Origin of the sequence: Streptomyces sp. NBC_00091 (assembly GCF_026343185.1) — a bacterium.
Taxonomy (GTDB): domain Bacteria; phylum Actinomycetota; class Actinomycetes; order Streptomycetales; family Streptomycetaceae; genus Streptomyces.
In genome coordinates this window covers 3474254-3491730 of record NZ_JAPEMA010000001.1, presented here as the reverse complement: position 1 = coordinate 3491730, position 17477 = coordinate 3474254, and the positions used below count along the sequence as shown (strand labels likewise).

Annotated in this window: 13 protein-coding genes; 3 read left to right on the top strand and 10 right to left on the bottom strand. The window is 73.7% G+C overall.

Annotation, left to right across the window (positions count from 1 at the left end; translation table 11 throughout):
* Positions 1–160: 160 nt before the first annotated feature.
* Positions 161–1681: a peptide MFS transporter gene (locus tag OOK34_RS16205; RefSeq protein WP_267034584.1), complete on the top strand. Its 1521-nt coding sequence runs from the start codon at positions 161–163 to the stop codon at positions 1679–1681.
* 73 nt (positions 1682–1754) lie between these two features.
* Here OOK34_RS16205 and OOK34_RS16200 read toward each other — a convergent pair whose 3' ends face one another.
* From OOK34_RS16200 to hutU, 8 genes are all read right to left on the bottom strand, one after another.
* Positions 1755–3125: a hypothetical protein gene (locus OOK34_RS16200; protein WP_267034583.1), complete on the bottom strand. Its 1371-nt coding sequence runs from the start codon at positions 3123–3125 to the stop codon at positions 1755–1757.
* On the bottom strand, positions 3122–4201 hold the full coding sequence (locus OOK34_RS16195; protein ID WP_267034582.1) for a hypothetical protein: 1080 nt from the start codon (positions 4199–4201) through the stop codon (positions 3122–3124). Before OOK34_RS16195 ends, OOK34_RS16200 begins: the two co-directional genes overlap by 4 nt.
* Positions 4198–5223 (bottom strand): hypothetical protein, encoded by a 1026-nt coding sequence (locus OOK34_RS16190; RefSeq protein WP_267034581.1) that lies wholly within the window; start codon positions 5221–5223, stop codon positions 4198–4200. Before OOK34_RS16190 ends, OOK34_RS16195 begins: the two co-directional genes overlap by 4 nt.
* Positions 5224–5237: 14 nt before the next feature.
* A complete protein-coding gene (locus OOK34_RS16185) occupies positions 5238–5930 on the bottom strand; it encodes an LPXTG cell wall anchor domain-containing protein (protein WP_267034580.1) in 693 nt (230 codons plus the stop codon).
* A 137-nt stretch (positions 5931–6067) separates the two neighbouring features.
* Positions 6068–7243: an imidazolonepropionase gene (gene hutI, locus OOK34_RS16180; RefSeq protein ID WP_267034579.1), complete on the bottom strand. Its 1176-nt coding sequence runs from the start codon at positions 7241–7243 to the stop codon at positions 6068–6070.
* A gap of 229 nt (positions 7244–7472) precedes the next feature.
* Entirely contained in the window at positions 7473–8813 is a 1341-nt protein-coding gene (locus tag OOK34_RS16175; protein WP_267034578.1) for a formimidoylglutamate deiminase, read from the bottom strand.
* Complete coding sequence (locus tag OOK34_RS16170; protein WP_267036765.1) at positions 8804–9994, bottom strand: allantoate amidohydrolase; 1191 nt, start codon at positions 9992–9994, stop codon at positions 8804–8806. Before OOK34_RS16170 ends, OOK34_RS16175 begins: the two co-directional genes overlap by 10 nt.
* Before the next feature lie 59 nt (positions 9995–10053).
* On the bottom strand, positions 10054–11739 hold the full coding sequence (gene hutU / locus OOK34_RS16165; protein WP_267034577.1) for a urocanate hydratase: 1686 nt from the start codon (positions 11737–11739) through the stop codon (positions 10054–10056).
* 105 nt (positions 11740–11844) lie between these two features.
* Here hutU and OOK34_RS16160 point away from each other — a divergent pair, with 105 nt between their 5' ends.
* Positions 11845–13200, top strand: coding sequence for a diaminopimelate decarboxylase (locus OOK34_RS16160; protein ID WP_267034576.1), 1356 nt, complete (start codon positions 11845–11847; stop codon positions 13198–13200).
* 13 nt (positions 13201–13213) lie between these two features.
* Here OOK34_RS16160 and OOK34_RS16155 read toward each other — a convergent pair whose 3' ends face one another.
* Both OOK34_RS16155 and OOK34_RS16150 read right to left on the bottom strand, forming a co-directional pair.
* Positions 13214–14056, bottom strand: a complete 843-nt coding sequence (locus OOK34_RS16155; RefSeq protein ID WP_267034575.1) for a MurR/RpiR family transcriptional regulator — start codon at positions 14054–14056, stop codon at positions 13214–13216.
* A 768-nt stretch (positions 14057–14824) separates the two neighbouring features.
* Positions 14825–16207, bottom strand: coding sequence for a cystathionine beta-synthase (locus OOK34_RS16150; RefSeq protein WP_267036764.1), 1383 nt, complete (start codon positions 16205–16207; stop codon positions 14825–14827).
* 125 nt (positions 16208–16332) lie between these two features.
* On the opposite strand from OOK34_RS16150, the gene OOK34_RS16145 reads away from it, so the two are divergent.
* Positions 16333–17337 (top strand): SGNH/GDSL hydrolase family protein, encoded by a 1005-nt coding sequence (locus OOK34_RS16145; protein ID WP_267034574.1) that lies wholly within the window; start codon positions 16333–16335, stop codon positions 17335–17337.
* The last annotated feature ends 140 nt before the right edge of the window (positions 17338–17477 follow it).

Below are 17477 nucleotides of genomic sequence, written 5' to 3'. Positions count from 1 at the left end.
AAGGGCGTGGATCCCGGCGACGAATGTCCTTTCAGCCCCCGGCATACCGGGGAAGAGACCCTGGGCGTGGGGTGGGACATGCGACGCCGGTGCCGGCCACCCCCCACCGGGCGCTGTAGAGCTCACGAAGCCGAGCGTCCCGAGCAAGCAAGGATCGACCATGGCTTCCAGCCTGACGAAGGACTCGGCGTCCCCGGGCGCCGAAAAGACCTTCTTCGGCCACCCCCGTGGCCTGGCCACTCTGTTCATGACCGAGATGTGGGAGCGCTTCTCCTACTACGGCATGCGCGCACTTCTCGTTCTGTACCTGGTCTCCGGCGGTGTCGACGCCGCGACCGGCAGCCAGGGCGGAGGCCTCGGCTTCACCGCGGCGACGGCCACGGCGATCTACTCCGTGTACGTGGCGCTGGTCTACCTCATGGCCCTGCCCGGCGGCTGGTTCGGCGACCGCGTCTGGGGCGCCCGCAAGACCGTCGCCATCGCCGGCGGCGTGATCATGGCGGGCCACCTGGCGCTCGCGCTGCCCGGCCAGATCTCGTTCTTCATCGGTCTGCTGCTGGTCGCGGTCGGCTCCGGTCTGCTGAAGGCCAACATCTCCACGATGGTCGGCCACCTGTACAAGGGTGTGGACGACCCGCGCCGCGACAGCGGCTTCACGATCTTCTACATCGGCATCAACATGGGTGCCCTCCTCGCCCCGGTCGGCATCGGCATGGTCGGCGAGCTCGTGAACTGGCACCTCGGCTTCGCGCTCGCCGCCGTCGGCATGGGCATCGGCCTCGCGGTCTACCTGCTCGCCGGCCGCACGCTGGACCCGAAGAGCAGCCTCGTCCCGAACCCGCTGAGCCCGGCCGAGCGCAAGGCCGTGATCGTCAAGGCCCTCGCGGTCCTGGCTGTCATCGCCGTGTTCTACACCGCCGTGACCATGGCCGACATGTTCACGATCAAGTGGGCGCTGTACCCGATCACCATCGTCGGTCTGATCATCCCGGTCGCCGTTCTCGTCCGCATCAAGCGCGACAAGGACCTGACCCCGGGCGAGCAGACCAAGATGAGCGCCTACATCTGGTTCTTCGTGGCCGCCGCCGTCTTCTGGATGATCTACGACCAGGGCGGTTCGACCCTGTCGCTGTTCGGCGACAAGAACTCCGAGCGCAGCCTGTTCGGCTGGGAAGTCCCGACCGTCATCTTCCAGTCGCTGAACCCGGCCTTCGTGGTGGCCCTGGCCCCGATCTTCGCCGCCGCGTGGTTGGCCCTGGCCCGCCGCAACCGCGAGCCCAGCACCATCGTGAAGTTCTCGGTGGCCCTGGTCATCGTCGGCGCCTCGTTCTTCGTGTTCGCCCTTCCGCTGAACCAGACCGCCGGCAACGACACCAAGGTCACCATGTGGTGGCTGGTGCTGATCTTCCTGATGCACACCCTCGCCGAGCTGTGCCTGTCTCCGGTCGGCCTGTCGGTCACCACGAAGATGGCGCCGCAGAAGTACTCCTCCCAGATGATGGGCGTGTGGTTCCTCGCCGTCACCGCCGGTGACTGCGTCACCGGTCTGCTCGGCCTGGCCGAGGTGAAGCTGGACGGCGTGGGCGTGATCCTCTTCCAGGCGGCCGCCGCTGTGCTCGCTGGTCTCGCGATCTACATGTACCGCAAGAAGGTCAACGTGCTCATGGGTGACATGAACTGAGTCACCCGCGCGAGCGGTGAACGGCCCGGCACACCGGAAGGTGTGCCGGGCCGTTCGGTTGTCCGCCCGCCGATCAGCGGGTGCCGCGCAGGCGGCGCCACGGGGTGAAGGTGAAGACCGCGCCGCCGAGCAGGATCACGGTGCCGGCGACCAGGGCCAGGGCCTTGACGCCGCCCTCGTCGTCGGCGCCGGTCTCGGCGAGCCCGCCGCCCGAGGTGCCGGTGGTGCCCGAGGTGGTGGAGCCTGAGGCCGAGGAGCCGGAGGTGGTGGAGCCGGAGCCGCCCGGCTGGGCGGTGGTGTCCAGCTCCAGGGAGACGCCGCTGCTGGCCGCCTTGCAGGGCACGTTGATCGGGGTGGAGCCCGGGGCCATCGTGACGTCGATCGTCAGCTGGTCGGGGCTCAGCGTCACCTTGCCCGACTTGCCCGGCTTGTAGGTGCCGGTCATGTCGCTGAGGCTGACTGGGGCCTTGTCCGGGATCGGCTCCGCGTTGGCCGGGCCGGAGACCTTGACCGTGCCGCTGTCGGCGCCGCCGAGCTTGATGTCCATCGAGGGCTTGAGGGCCCCGGCGGGCAGGGCCATGGGGGCGGCCATGGCTCCCTTGGCGGTCTTGACCGTCAGGTCGTAGCCGCCGCCGGAGTTCTTCTTGGCGTTGACGGTGACCGGGGTCTTGATGCCGCCGGGGACCACCGCGCCGCAGTCGTAGGCCACCTCGACGGGCTTGCCCGGGAAGTCGGTCTGGCCGCCGCTGCCGCCGCTGCCGCCGGTCGTGGAGCCGCCCGTGGTGGTGGTCGAGCCGCCCGTCGTGGTGGAGCCGCCGGTGGTGGAGCCGCCGGTCGCCGAACCGCCGGTGGTGGCGCCGCCGGTGGTGGTCCCGCCGGTGGTGGAGCCGCCGCTGCCGCCGCCGGCCGTCACGTCGATGGTGGCCCCGCCCTTGACCTCGCCCATCGGCGCGCACTTGGTGACGAACGTGCCGAACGAGAACGTCACCGACACGTCGTACTTGCCCGGGGTCAGGGTGACCTTGCCGGGCTTGGTCAGCTTCAGCTTGCCCTTCATCGTGGACATGACCATGGGGGCCTTCTTGGGGATCTCCGGGTTCTTCTTCTCCCCGACGACCTTGACCTCGCCTCCCCCGCCGCTCACCGTCATCCAGCCGGTGGGCTCGACGGAGTCCTTCGGGATCACCATCAGGTCGGTGTTGTTCGAGGCGGGCTTGACGGTCTCCCAGGACACGTCGACCTCGTCACCGACCTTGGCCGTGGCGGGCGCCGTGATCCTGGCGGTGGTCTCCCCCTCCACCGGGGAGCCGCCCCCGGCCGGCGGAACGCACTTCACCTTGAACGTGGTCTCGGCGGCCTGGGCGGGGGAAGCCGCCATGGCGATGCCCGCGCCGCTGAGCAGCAGCGCGACCAGGGCCGCGCTCACCCTCCGTTGGGTCTTCACGATGGTCCCTTCGTTGTCGGACTTGTCTCAGACGGTGCGGATGTCTGTGGGGTTTCCGGGGTGAACCACGGCAGGACCGCCGTGGAGGTCTGGGGGGAGGACGGCGGCCCGGCCGCCGCCTTCGGCAGCCGGGCGGTGACCGCCGAGGCCGACGGGGCCGACGGAGCCGCCGCCAGGGCCTTCGCTCCGCGGTGGCGGCCGCCCGGGGGCGTGGCGCGGGGGCGGACCTTGTCCACGACGGCCATGCCGGCCCGGAAGACCGCCGTCGGGATCACCACGAGCAGCAGCCCCCAGAACAGCAGCACCCCGTACGGGCGGTCCACGCCCCAGGGCTGGGCGGCCAGGACCGTGTCGCCGTACTTGAGGGAGACGGTGTAGTCGCCGTGGGCGCCCGCCGGCAGGGCCACGTCCAGGGCGATCTCCGCCTTGCCGCCGGGCGGGATCGTGCCCTTCCAGCGGGCCTCCTCCCACACCGGGGCGAAGACCCCGTGGGCGGTACCGAGCTGGAAGACGGGGTCCTTGACCGGGGCCGAGCCGAGGTTGCCGAGGGTGGCGGTGAACTTGCGGCCGGGCGGGGCGCCGAACCAGGTCAGCACCCCGTCCTCGCCCTTCAGCCGGACCCCCGTCAGCATCGCGAGCCGGGCGGTGCCCGATTCGGCGGGCAGCTCGGCCACCGGGTGGCCGGTGATCTTCAGCGGGACGGCCACGGTGGACTGGTCCCCGTTGACGGAGGTCACGTTGACCACGCAGGGGCAGGGCTTGGGCGGTTCGACGACCGGAAGCTGGGCGGCGAAGTGCCCGTCGTCGGCGACCGCGACGGCCACTCCGTCGGCGTTGGCGCAGCTGTTGGTGCCGCCGATCATGTTCTGGCCGCAGACCAGCAGCATGACGAGGGTCTTCGCCCGCCAGCCGGTGCCGGTGACGGTGATCTCGGTGCCCTTGGCCGCCTCCTGGAGGGAGAGCACCGCGGCGGGCTTCCCCTCGGCGGCGCCGGCCGGGGCGGCCACCGGCGCGAGCAGCGCCAGGGCGAGCGCCGCGAGGAGGGATACGGCCTTCGCGCCGACCGTGCGGCTCACCTGGTTGCTCCCGTCAGCTCGTGCTCGTGCCCGTGCTCGTGCTTGTGGTTCCGTGCGTGTTCCGGTGCCGGCGTCCGCGGGCCCGCGGCCGTCTCGTACGGCTCCTCGCGTCGGCTGCGCCTGGCGCGCCGGGCGCGTACGAGGAGCAGCGCGGCCAGTGCCGTCCCGCCGAGGGCGAGCAGCCCGCCGCCGGCCGCGGCCGCGCCCCCGCCGGGCAGGCACCACGCCGGGGCGGTGGCGGTGGCCGGGGCCGCGCCGGGGGCGGTGACGGTGAGGGTGAGGGCGACCCGGTCGAAGTCGGGGGCGCCGGGCCAGGGTTCGCTCAGCCGGGCCCGCTGGCCGGGCAGCAGCTCGACGGGCAGGGCGCGGGCGGCGCGGCCGGGGAGCTCGCCGAAGGTGCCCTCGGCGCTCAGGGCGAGCTCGGGGGCCAGGGCCACGTTCCCCCGGTTGACCAGGGTGTACTCCACGGCGGCGGCCGCGCCGTGGCCGCGTACGGAGACGTCCTCGACGGTGAGGGCGGCCAGGGCCGGGCCGCCGACGCGCAGGTGGACCCGTACGCCCACCTCGCGGCCGGCCTCGGCGGCGACCACGGCGGCCGGGTGGTCGCCGGGCGGGGAGGCGGGCGGCACAGTGACGGTGAAGGGGACCACCGCGCGGGTGCGGGGCGGGAGGCGGACCGTGGTGGCGCCGCCGAAGCTGATCCAGGACCCCGCGCCCCTGGACCCGGAGGCGGGGCGCACGGCGAAGGCGCCGTCCGGGGTGTTGTAGGCGTCGGCCCCGCGCAGGGTGACGGTGTGCTCCCGGTCGGTGGGGTTGGCCAGGGTGAGGCGGTCCTCCAGGACGGTGCCGGCGGGGCCCGCGAGGTAGAAGTACGGGCGCGCGGGGCCGGGGCGGCCGGTGGCCGCCTCGGCGGTCCAGCCGGGCTCGTCGGCGGCCGCGGCCGGGGCCCCGTACAGGGTGGCGGCGGCGAGGAGGGCGGCGGCGAGCCGCGTGAGGCGGCGGCGGCTGAGGGTGGGGAGCACGGGGGCTGCTCCGTTCAGGACCGGGTCCGCTGGGCCGGCCCGCCGCGGCGGGTCAGCCAGAGCGCTCCGGCGGCGCCGGAGAGCAGCACGGTGGCGCCGAGGGTGCCGAGGGCGAGGGCGGAGTCGGCGGGGCCGGTCTGCGGGAGGGTGCCGCCGCTGTCGGCGCCGTCGGCGCCGGGCTGCGGGGCGCCGCCGCCGGCCGCCGTCACCTCCATCTCCAGGGAGGGCCCCGGGCTGTTGCCGGGGGTGCAGGTGGTGGTGGTCCCCATGGCCTTGATGGTGAGGACCCCGGCGGTGAAGGTGACCTTGCCGCTCTTCTTCGGGGTGTAGGTGCCCGAGAGGTCGGTGATCTTGATGGGGGTGTTGGCGGGCGCGGCCTCGGGGTTGGGGGGTCCGGAGACCGGTACGGAGGCCTTCTCGGCGCCGTCGGCCATGATGACGGCGCTGGGGTTCATCGCGCCCTTGCCGAGCTCGATGGGGCTGGAGGAGACGCCCTTCTGGAAGGACATCGTCAGCTTGTAGCCGTCGCCCTCCTTGACGGCCTTGATGTCGATGGGCGAGACCGCCGACTTGTCCCCGATGGGGGTCTGGCAGTTGTACTGGACGTCGACCACGTCGGCGTGGGCCGCGGGGGCGGCGAGCAGGACCGCGGATCCGGCGAGCGCGGAGGCCAGTGCCAGGGCGGTGGAGCGTTTCCGGTCGGACACCTTCGTCTTCCCCTCGGGCCACAAGTTACTGACGACACATCAGATTGGTGGCTCAAGGTACGCCCGGGACCTTACGGAGGGAAGACAAAGGACACCCGGTGCTTCGGGCGTATTCGGGCGGTGTTCCGGGCAGCCGCTCAGGCGGCGCGGACCCCGCGCTGCCAGACGGCGGAGACCAGCGGGACGCCCGGGCGGTAGGCGAGGTGGACGTGGCTGGGGGCTTCGAGCAGGGCCAGGTCCGCGCGGGCGCCGGGGGCCAGGCGGCCGATGTCCGCGCGGCGCAGCGCGCGGGCCCCGCCGGCGGTGGCGGCCCACAGGGCCTCGTCGGGGGTCATGCCCATGTCCCGGACGGCGAGCGCGATGCAGAACGGCATGGAACTCGTGTACGAGGAACCGGGGTTGCAGTCGGTGGACAGGGCGACGGTGACGCCCGCGTCGAGCAGCCGGCGGGCGTCGGGCCACTGGGCGCGGGTGGAGAACTCGGCGCCGGGCAGCAGGGTGGCGACGGTCGTGCCGGCCGCCTGGGCGAGGGCGTCCACATCGGCGTCGGTGAGGTGGGTGCAGTGGTCGGCGGAGGCGGCCTCCAGCTCCACGGCCAGCTGTACGCCGGGGCCGTAGGACAGCTGGTTGGCGTGGACGCGCGGGATCAGCCCGGCGGCGGCGCCGGCCGTGAGGATGGCGCGGGCCTGGTCGCCGTCGAAGGCGCCCTTCTCGCAGAAGACGTCCACCCAGCGCGCGTACGGGGCGCAGGCCGCCAGCATCTCGCCGGTGACGAGGTCGACGTAACCGGCCGGGTCGTCGGCGTAGTCGGGGGAGACGATGTGCGCGCCGAGGTAGGTGACCTCCTCGGTGTGCGCGGAGGCGATGCGCAGGGCACGGGCCTCGTCGGCGACGGTGAGGCCGTAGCCGGACTTGGTCTCGAAGGTGGTGGTGCCCTGGCGGCGGGCCTCGTCGAGGTGGCGCAGGAGGTTGGCCTCCAGCTCGGCGTCGGTGGCGGCGCGGGTGGCGGCGACGGTGGTGCGGATGCCGCCGGCGGAGTAGCTGCGGCCGGACATCCGGGCGTTGAACTCGGCGGTGCGGTCGCCGGCGAAGACCAGGTGGCTGTGGGAGTCGACGAAGCCGGGGATCAGGGCGCGGCCGGCCGCGTCGAAGGCGTCGTCGGCTTGCGGAGCCTTGGCTGCCGCGCCGACCCACGCGACCTTGTCGCCGTCGATGACGACGGCCGCGTCCTCGAGGAGGCCGAGGGGGCCCTCGCCGAGGGCGGGGTCGTTGGTGACGAGGCTGCCGATGTTCGTGATGACGGTGGTGGTCACGGGGGTTCCTCTCGTGGGGTTCCTTCCCCCACCCCGCCCCTTCCCGAAACTGGGGGCTCCGCCCCAGACCCCCGCGCCTCAAACGCCGGCGAGGCTGGAATTGCCGCGCGGCGGCAACATCCAGCCCGTCCGGCGTTTGAGGACCGGGGTCCGGGGCGGAGCCCCGGGAGCGGCGGCCGGGGTCGCAAGCCCCGGTTTCGGGAAGGGGTGGGGTGGGGGAATCAAAGCGTCAGCCGCGGACGGCTGCGATGGACTCGGACAGGGCCGACGCGACGTCGCCGACAAGGGTGTGGTGGCCGTCGCGGACCACATGGCGGCCGCCCACCACCGTGTGCCGGACGTCCGCCGCCGAGGCGGCGAAGACCGCGGTCTCGGCGCCGAGCCGCGGCACGGGACCCGCCGTCCGCACGGAGTCCAGCGCGATGGTCGTGAAGTCGGCCAGCGCCCCCGGCTCCAGGGTGCCCGCGTCCGACCAGCCGAGGGCCGCGTGGCCGTCGGCGGTCGCGGCGCGGAGCAGGGCGGCGGCGGTCCAGTGGCCGCGCGTACGGCTGGCCAGCCGCTCGTTCAGCTCCATCGCCCGGGCCTCCTCGAGGAGGTCGATGACGGCGTGGCTGTCGCTGCCCAGCGAGAGCGGGCTGCCGGCCCGCTGGAGGCGGACGGCCGGTCCGATGCCGTCGGCGAGGTCGCGTTCGGTGGTGGGGCACATGCAGGTGCCGGTGGTGGTGCCGCCGAGGAGGGCGATGTCCGCGTCGGTCAGGTGCGTGTTGTGCACGCCGGTGGTGCGCGGGCCGAGCACCCCGTGGTCGGCGAGCAGCCGGGTGGGCGTGACCCCGTGGGCGGCCTCGCAGGCCTCGTTCTCCGCGGTCTGCTCGGAGAGGTGGACGTGCAGCGGGGCGCGGCGGGCCTCGGCCCACTGCGCGACCGTGCCGAGCTGGCCCGCGGGGACGGCGCGTACGGAGTGGATCGCGGCGCCGATCCGGGCGTGCGCGCGCTCCTTGAGGGCGGAGGCCCGCTCGGCCCAGGCCTCGGCGGTGCCGTCGCTGAAGCGCAGCTGGTGCGTGTTCGGCGCCTCGCCGAAGCCCGAGGACAGGTACGCGGTGTCGAGCAGGGTGATGCGGATGCCGGCCGCGTCGGCGGCCGCGATGAGGGCCTCGCCCATGGCGTTGGGGTCGGCGTACGCCGCGCCGCCGGGGGCGTGGTGCAGGTAGTGGAACTCGCCGACGGAGGTGATGCCGGCCAGGGCCATCTCCGCGTACACGGCGCGGGCGAGCGCGTAGTACGAGTCGGGGGTGAGGTTCTGGGCGACGGAGTACATGGTCTCGCGCCAGGTCCAGAAGGTGCCGCTGCCCACCTGGACGGTGCCGCGCAGGGCGCGGTGGAAGGCGTGCGAGTGGGCGTTGGCCAGGCCGGGGAGGGTCAGGCCCCGCAGGATCTCCGCGCCCGGCGGCGGGGTGACCGCCCCGGTGCGGACCGCGGCGATCCGGCCGTCCTGGGAAACGTCCAGGGCCACGCCCGGCTCCACGTGCGTGTCGAGCCAGGCGTGCTCCAGCCAAAACGTCTTTACCGGCACGCGAGACCTTCCAGTACGTCGGCGAGTGCGAGGACACCGGCGACGCAGTCGTCCTCCTCGGCGGATTCGGCCGGGGAGTGCGAGACGCCGGTGGGGTTGCGTACGAACAGCATCGCGGTCGGGATCGATCCGGAGAGGATCCCGGCGTCGTGTCCCGCACCGGTGCCGAGGACGGGGACGGCCCCGCCCAGGATCCGGTTGAGCTCGTCGCGCAGGGCGTGCTCGAACTCGACCACGGGGGTGAAGGACTCGCGCACGATCCGCAGGTCGATGCCGTCCCGCTCGGCGCGCTCGCGGGCCGCCTTCTCGATGGCCGTGACGACCGTGTCGAGGGTGGCCTGGTCGGCGGCGCGGGAGTCGAGCCAGCCGCGGACGAGGGAGGGGATGGCGTTGACCCCGTTCGGCTCGACCGCGATCTTGCCGAAGGTGGCGACGGCGCCGGCGAGGGCGGCCTCCTCGCGGGCGGCGAGGACGGTCTGCGCGTACGTGAGCATCGGGTCGCGGCGGTCCACCAGGCGGGTGGTGCCGGCGTGGTTGGCCTCGCCGTGGAAGTCGAACCGCCAGCGGCCGTGCGGCCAGATGGCGGAGGCGATGCCCACCCGGTCCCCGGAGAGGTCCAGGGCGCGGCCCTGTTCCACGTGCAGCTCGACGAAGGCGCCGATGCGGGCGAGGCGTTCGGGGTCGGCCCCGATGGCGTCGGGGTCGTACCCGGCGGCCTCCATGGCCTGCGGGAGGGAGATGCCGTCCGCGTCGCGGAGTTCGTACGCCTTCTCCCTGGTCAGCTGTCCGGCGGTGAGCCGGGAGCCGACGCAGGCGAGGCCGAAGCGGGCACCTTCCTCGTCACCGAAGTTGGTGATGGCCAGCGGCCTGGTGAACGCGGCGCCCCGGGCGCGCAGTTCGTCCAGGGCGGCGAAGGAGGAGACCACGCCGAGGGGGCCGTCGAAGGCGCCGCCGTCGGGGACGGAGTCCAGGTGGGAGCCGGTGACGACGGCGTCGCCCGCGAGGGGGTCGCCGAGCCAGGCCCACTGGTTGCCGTTGCGGTCCACCTCGTAGGCGAGCCCGCGGGACTCGGCCTGCGCCTTGAACCAGCCGCGACAGTCGGCGTCGGCGCCGGTCCAGGCGTACCGGCGGTACCCGCCGCTGCCGCCGTCGCGGCCGATGGGGCGCAGCTCGTTCCACATGGCGTGGAACGAGGACCCCGTCCCCGGCCGGCCGGCCGGGGACGGGTCGTGGGACAAGCTCACGCGGAGTCACCCTCACGCATGGGGACGCGGACGCCGCGCTCGTCGGCGACCGTCTCGGCGATGTCGTAGCCGGCGTCGACGTGGCGGATGACGCCCATGCCGGGGTCGTTGGTGAGGACGCGGCGGATCTTCTCGCCGGCCAGCGGGGTGCCGTCGGCGACGGTGACCTGGCCCGCGTGGATCGAGCGGCCCATGCCGACGCCGCCACCGTGGTGGATGGACACCCAGGAGGCGCCGGAGGCCACGTTGACCATGGCGTTGAGCAGCGGCCAGTCGGCGATCGCGTCGGAGCCGTCGAGCATGGCCTCGGTCTCGCGGTACGGGGAGGCCACCGAGCCGCAGTCCAGGTGGTCGCGGCCGATGACCAGGGGGGCGGCGAGGGTGCCGTCGGCGACCATCTCGTTGAAGCGCTCGCCGGCCTTGTCGCGCTCGCCGTAGCCGAGCCAGCAGATGCGGGCGGGCAGGCCCTGGAAGTGGACGCGCTCGCCGGCCATCTTGATCCAGCGGTGCAGGGACTCGTTCTCGGGGAAGAGTTCCAGCATGGCCTTGTCGGTCTTGTGGATGTCCGAGGCCTCGCCGGACAGGGCGGCCCAGCGGAAGGGGCCCTTGCCCTCGCAGAACAGCGGGCGGATGTAGGCGGGGACGAAGCCGGGGAAGGCGAAGGCGCGGTCGTAGCCGGCCAGCTGGGCCTCGCCGCGGATGGAGTTGCCGTAGTCGAAGACCTCGGCGCCGGCGTCCATGAAGCCGACCATGGCCTCGACGTGCGTGGCCATGGACTCGCGGGCGCGGGTGGTGAAGCCGGCCGGGTCCTTGGCGGCGTAGGAGGCCATGTCCTCGAAGTCGACGCCGACGGGGAGGTAGGCGAGCGGGTCGTGGGCGCTCGTCTGGTCGGTGACGATGTCGATCGGGGCGCCCTCGGCCAGCATCTGCGGGAGCAGCTCGGCGGCGTTGCCGAGGAGGCCGATGGAGAGCGGCTTGCGGGCGTCGCGGGCCTCGGTGGCCAGCTGGAGGGCGTGGCGGAGGTTGTCGGCCTTCACGTCCAGGTAGCGGTGCTCGATGCGGCGCTCGATGGCGCGCGGGTCGACGTCGATACAGATGGCGACGCCGTCGTTCATCGTCACGGCCAGCGGCTGGGCGCCGCCCATGCCGCCGAGGCCGGCGGTGAGGGTGATGGTGCCGGCCAGGGTCCCGTTGACCCCTCCCTTACCAATTGAATGCAGCTTTGCGGCGACCGCGGCGAAGGTCTCGTAGGTGCCCTGGAGGATGCCCTGGGTGCCGATGTAGATCCAGGAGCCGGCCGTCATCTGGCCGTACATGGTCAGGCCCAGGTTCTCCAGGCGGCGGAACTCCTCCCAGTTGGCCCAGTCGCCCACCAGGTTGGAGTTGGCGAGCAGGACGCGCGGCGCCCACTCGTGGGTCTGCATCACGCCGACCGGGCGGCCGGACTGGACCAGCATGGTCTCGTCCTGCTTGAGGGTCTGGAGGGTGCGCACCATCGCGTCGTACGAGCGCCAGTCGCGCGCGGCCTTGCCGGTGCCGCCGTAGACGACGAGCTTGTCGGGGTGCTCGGCGACCTCGGGGTCGAGGTTGTTCTGGAGCATCCGGAGGGCGGCCTCCTGCTGCCATCCCAGGGTGCTGAGCTCGGTGCCTCGCGCGGCCCGTACGGGGCGGGGTCCTGACATGGCGGGTGCCTCCTCCGGTGTTGGTCAATCCATTCACATCCTGGCGGCATGAATAGTTCCAGTCAACAGCTGCGGGCGGGTCGGCCTGATGATGGGATGGCGGACATGGCTGCCGAGACGCACACGGTGACGCACGCGCACGACCCCTCCGCCCTGCGTGACCAGGCCGTACGCGCCGCCGTCGGGCAGGGACTGCTGGACCGCGAGCCGGTGGTCTGTCTGCTGGACGTGGCCGGGATCCGCGCCTCCGCCGCCGCCCTGGCGGACGCGTTCGCGGCCGCGGTGGCGCCCGGCACGCCGGTCCTGCACACCTTCGCGGTGAAGGCCGCCCCGCTCGTCCCCGTCCTGCGGCTGCTCGCCGGCGCCGGGATCGGCTGCGAGGTGGCCAGCCCGGGCGAGCTGGCGCTGGCCCGGGCCGCCGGGGTCCCGGCGGAGCGGACGGTACTGGACTCCCCCGCGAAGACGCCGGCGGAGCTGCGCGAGGCACTGGCCCTGGGGATCGCGGTCAACGCCGACAACCGGCAGGAGCTGGAGCGCCTCGACGCCCTGGTGGCCGCGGCCCCCACCCGCTCCCCGCTCGGGCTGCGGATCAACCCCCAGACGGGCGCCGGGGCCATCGACGCCCTGTCCACGGCCACCGCCACCTCCAAGTTCGGCTTCCCGCTGCGCGACCCGGGGGCCCGCGAGCGGCTCGTACGGGACTTCCTGGAGCGGCCGTGGCTGACCCGGCTGCACACCCACTCGGGCTCGCAGGGAGTGCCGCTGTCCCTGATCGCGGAGGGGGTGCGGGAGCTGCACGCGCTCGCCGAGGAGATCAACGCGGCGGCCGGGGAGCGGCGGATCGACACCCTCGACATCGGCGGCGGGCTGCCGGTGAACTTCACCTCGGACGAGCACACCCCCGGCTGGGCCGCGTACGTCGACGCCCTGCGCGCGGCGGCGCCGGCGCTCTTCGACGGCTCGTACGGGCTGGTCACCGAGTTCGGCCGGTCCCTGCTGGCCAAGCACGGGCTCGTGCTGGCCCGGGTCGAGTACACGAAGGTCACCGGGGGCCGGCCCATCGCCCTGACCCACGCGGGAGTCCAGCTGGCCACCCGCACCGTGTACGCCCCGGCGGCCTGGCCGCTGCGGATCCTCGCGTACGACGCCAAGGGCGCCCCGCGGACCGGCGTCCCGGTGGCGCAGGACATCGCGGGCCCGGCCTGCTTCGCGGGGGACCTGCTGGCCACCGCCCGGGAGCTGCCGGAGCTGGCCCCGGGCGACGTGATCGCCGTCCCGGACACGGGCGCGTACTTCTTCACGGCCCACTACGGCTACAACAGCCTCCCCCGCCCGGCCGTCCACGGCTTCACGGCCGACGGCCCGGGCGGCGCGATCCGCTTCGCCCTGGCGCGCCCGGCGCAGTCCCTCGCGGAGATCGTCGCGGAGGCGGGCGGCGCGTTCGGGGACGCGCTGCTGTAGGGCCCCGGCCGGCCTACTCGACGAACAGCCCGCGCGCCGCGGCCCGCGCGTCGAAGGACTCCAGCCGCGCCTGCGCGTCCGGCAGCGCGTCCGCCATCGCCTCCAGCAGCACCCGGCCCAGCAGCATCGGCGCGCACGCCGTGTCGAAGGCCAGCCCGGTACCGACCGGCGCCGGGATCAGCAGGTCCGAGTGCCGGGCGACGGGTGCGAAGGCCGAGTCGGCGACCGTCACCGCCGTCAGCCCGGCCGCCCGCGCGTGGTCCAGGGCCTCCACCACCTCGCGGGGGTGGCGCGGCAGCGCGAAGCACAGCAGCGCCGAGGCCCCGGCGGCGGCCGCCGCGTCGATCCGGTCGGCGAGCATGGAGCCGCCCTCGTCGAGGAGCCGTACGTCCGGGTGCACCTTGGCGGCGAAGTACGCGAACCCGCGCGCCTGCGAGGACGCCGCCCGCAGCCCCAGCACCGGCAGCGGGGCCGAGGCCGCGAGCAGCCGGCCCGCCTCCTCGACCGGCGCCGGATCCGCGAGCATCGCCGAGAGCCTGCGCAGGTTCTCGATCTCGCCCTGGACGGCCTGCTGGTACTCGTTGTACGCGTCCTGCTGCGCGGGCTCCGGCCGCCCGGCCGGAGCCACCTCGCGCAGGTGCCGCCGCAGCGCCGGGTACCCGTCGAACCCCAGGGCCACGGCGAACCGGGTCACCGAGGGCTGGCTCACCCCGGCCAGCTCGGCGAGTTCCACGCTCGACAGGAAGGGCACCTCCGCCGCGCCGCGCACCATGCAGTGCGCGATCCGCCGCTGGGTCGGCGTCAGCCGGTGTCCCTCGAACAGCTGCTGCAGCCGTGCGGCCGGGCTGTCGTTCATGGCCGTCCCCTCCGTCCCGTCCCCGGTGAGATTATTCAGTCACCGTGCACTCTGCATGTGTCTATGCAGCGGGGCAAGCCGTGCCCGCGTCCCCTTTCCCGACGCGCCGCTCGCGCGGCTCGGCGCCGGGGCGCCTCTCCGGCTTCGCGGCGCTGCGCCGGACTCCGTCCGTCGGACCCGGGGCGGCGGCCGCGGGCCCGGGCTGGGGTCGGTTGCCCGTCTGCGGGGGTTGGCCGCTGCGCGGGGCAGTCCCCTACCCGCCCTTCGCCCGTTCCTCCCCCAGCTACCGCTGGGAGGTGCCCCCAGGGCGCTGCCCGGACCTGCGCCTCAAGCGCCGACGGGGCTGGATCTTCCAGCCTCGCCGGCGCTTGAGGCGCGGGGTCCGGGGCGGAGCCCCGGGGAGCGGGCGAAGGGCGGGGCGGGGAGCAGACCGCGCAGCGGCGCCGGCCGGGCGCGGGCTGCGGGGCCAGGCGGAGCTGAAGGGCGGGGGCCGCCGGCACCCCCGGCGGGCCGGGGGGCGGGACGACGGCGGTCCCCGCCTGGGACACGGGCCGGGTCAGGGCCGTCCGCGTCCTTGGCGTCCGTGCGGTCCGGGAGCCGCTCCGGAGGTTGCGCGGACGCCGTGCGTGGTGCCGGCCGGGTTTCCCGGTCTCCCGGGCCCCCTGCCGACAACCACCACTGTGCCGGAGCCGTGTTAAGCCGGTGCTGCCGCCACGTGTCGGCCCCGTACCGTTTGCGCGACCGGCAGGATCCGGCCCGTGCCGTCGGCTACTTGGCGGTCTTGGCCAGGAACGCCAGGAGATCCTGGCGGCTCACCACGCCGGTGGGCTTGCCCTCGACCAGGACGATCGCCGCGTCGGCCTCGCCGAGCACCGCCATCAGCTCGGAGACCGGCTCGCCGGAGCCGACCTGCGGCAGCGGCGCGCTCATGTGCTTCTCCAGCGGGTCGCCGAGCGAGGCCCGCTGCGCGAACAGCGCCGCCAGGAGCTCCTTCTCCACGACCGAACCGATGACCTCGGCGGCCATCACGTCCGGGTGGCCGGCGCCCGGCTTGACGATCGGCATCTGCGAGACGCCGTACTCGCGCAGCACCTCGATGGCCTGCCCGACCGTCTCCTCGGGGTGCATGTGGACGAGCGACGGGATGCCGCCCTCCTTGTCGGCGAGGACGTCCCCGATGCGCGCGGCCGGGCCGGCCTCCTCGAGGAAGCCGTGTCCGGCCATCCACTCGTCGCTGAAGATCTTGCTGAGGTAGCCGCGGCCGCTGTCCGGCAGCAGGACGACGACCACGTCGTCCGGGCCCAGCCCCTCGGCGGCGCGCAGCGCGGCGACGACCGCCATGCCGCAGGAGCCGCCGACCAGCAGGCCCTCCTCCTTCGCGAGGCGGCGGGTCATCTGGAAGGAGTCCTTGTCGGACACCGCGATGATCTCGTCGGTCACGTTCGGGTCGTAGGCGGTCGGCCAGAAGTCCTCACCGACACCCTCGACGAGGTACGGGCGGCCGCTGCCGCCGGAGTAGACGGAGCCCTCGGGGTCGGCGCCGATGACCTTGACCTTCCCGCCGCTGACCTCCTTGAGGTAGTTGCCGGTACCGGAGATCGTGCCGCCGGTGCCGACGCCGGCCACGAAGTGCGTGATCTTCCCGTCCGTCTGCTCCCACAGCTCGGGGCCGGTGGTCTCGTAGTGCGAACGGGGGTTGTTCGGGTTGCTGTACTGGTCCGGCTTCCAGGCGCCGGGCTCGCGCGCGAGGCGGTCGGAGACGTTGTAGTACGAGTCCGGGTGCTCGGGGTCGACGGCGGTCGGGCAGACCACGACCTCGGCGCCGTACGCGCGCATCACGTTGATCTTGTCCATGGACACCTTGTCAGGGCAGACAAAGATGCACTTGTAGCCCTTCTGCTGGGCCACGATGGCGAGTCCGACGCCGGTGTTGCCACTGGTGGGCTCCACGATGGTGCCACCGGGCTGGAGGGCACCGCTCTGCTCGGCGGCCTCGATCATCCGTACGGCGATCCGGTCCTTCACGGATCCACCGGGATTGAAGTACTCGACCTTGGCAAGCACGGTGGCCTGCAGGCCTTCGGTCACGCGGTTGAGCTTCACCAGCGGGGTGTTGCCGACGAGGCTGATCATCGAGTCGTGGAATTGCACCATGTTCTCCAAGAAGGGGACTCCACGGGTTCTCCGGGAGGTCCGGCCAGAGTATGCGGAAAGGGATTGGCCGACCGGCAGTACGGGGCAGGTAGGTCAACACGACGCAGGAGGAGGCTCGAAGGGTGTCCAGGGCGAGGACGGCCCGCCGGATCGCGGCGGGGGCAGCGTACGGCGGGGGCGGGCTCGGGCTGGTCGGGGTCGCCGCGGTGGGGCTGGTGCTGGCGGAGGTCCAGTTCGCCAAGCGCACCGTGGGCAACGGGCTCGGGGATCCGCCGCGCGCCGACGGCCTGTACGGGAGCGAGTTCGGCGGGCCGGAGCTGAGCCCGGGTCCGCTGCGGATGGGCATGCTGGGCGACTCCACGGCGGCGGGGCTGGGCGTACGGCGGGCCCGCCAGACTCCGGGCGCGCTGCTGGCCTCCGGGCTGGCGGCGGTGGCCGAGAGACCGGTGGAGCTGCGCAACGTGGCGCAGTCCGGGGCCATGTCGGACGACCTCGACCGCCAGGTGTCGCTGCTCCTGGAGGGGGACGCGCCGCCGCCGGACGTCTGCGTGATCATCATCGGCGCGAACGACGTGACGCGGCGGATGCCGCTGACCCAGTCGGTGCGGCTGCTGACGGCGGCGGTACGGCGGCTGCGGCTCGCGGGCTGCGAGGTGGTGGTCGGCACCTGTCCCGACCTGGGCACCATCGAGCCGGTCTACCAGCCGCTGCGGTGGATGGCCCGCCGGGTCTCGCGGCAGCTGGCCGCGGCGCAGACGATCGGCGTGGTCGCGCTGGGGGCGCGCACGCTCTCGATGGGGGACCTGCTGGGCCCGGAGTTCGCGGCGAACCCGCGCGAGATGTTCGGCCCGGACTCCTACCACCCTTCGGCGGAGGGGTACGCGACCGCCGCCATGGCCGTGCTGCCGACGCTGTGCGCGGCGCTGGGCCTGTGGCCGGGGTCGGACCGGCTGGACGTCTCGCGGGACGAGGACATGCTGCTGGTGGCCAAGGCGGCGTCCGCCGCCGCGGGCGAGGCGGGTACGGAGGTCACGGCGGCCCGGGGGCCGTGGGCCCTGCTCAAGCACCGCCGCCGCCGGCGCCTCCCGGCGCCCCCCGTCCCGGAACCGGCGGCCCCCCAGGCCTAGGCCGCCTGGAGGCGCTTTCGAGTGCGGCTCAGCCACAATCCAGCCCCGCCGGCGTTTGAGGCTGGGGGTCCCCCCGGACGGAGTCTGGGGGAGGGTCCGGGGAACGGAGGAAGGGCGGGGCGGGGTGAAGAGCCCTCTGG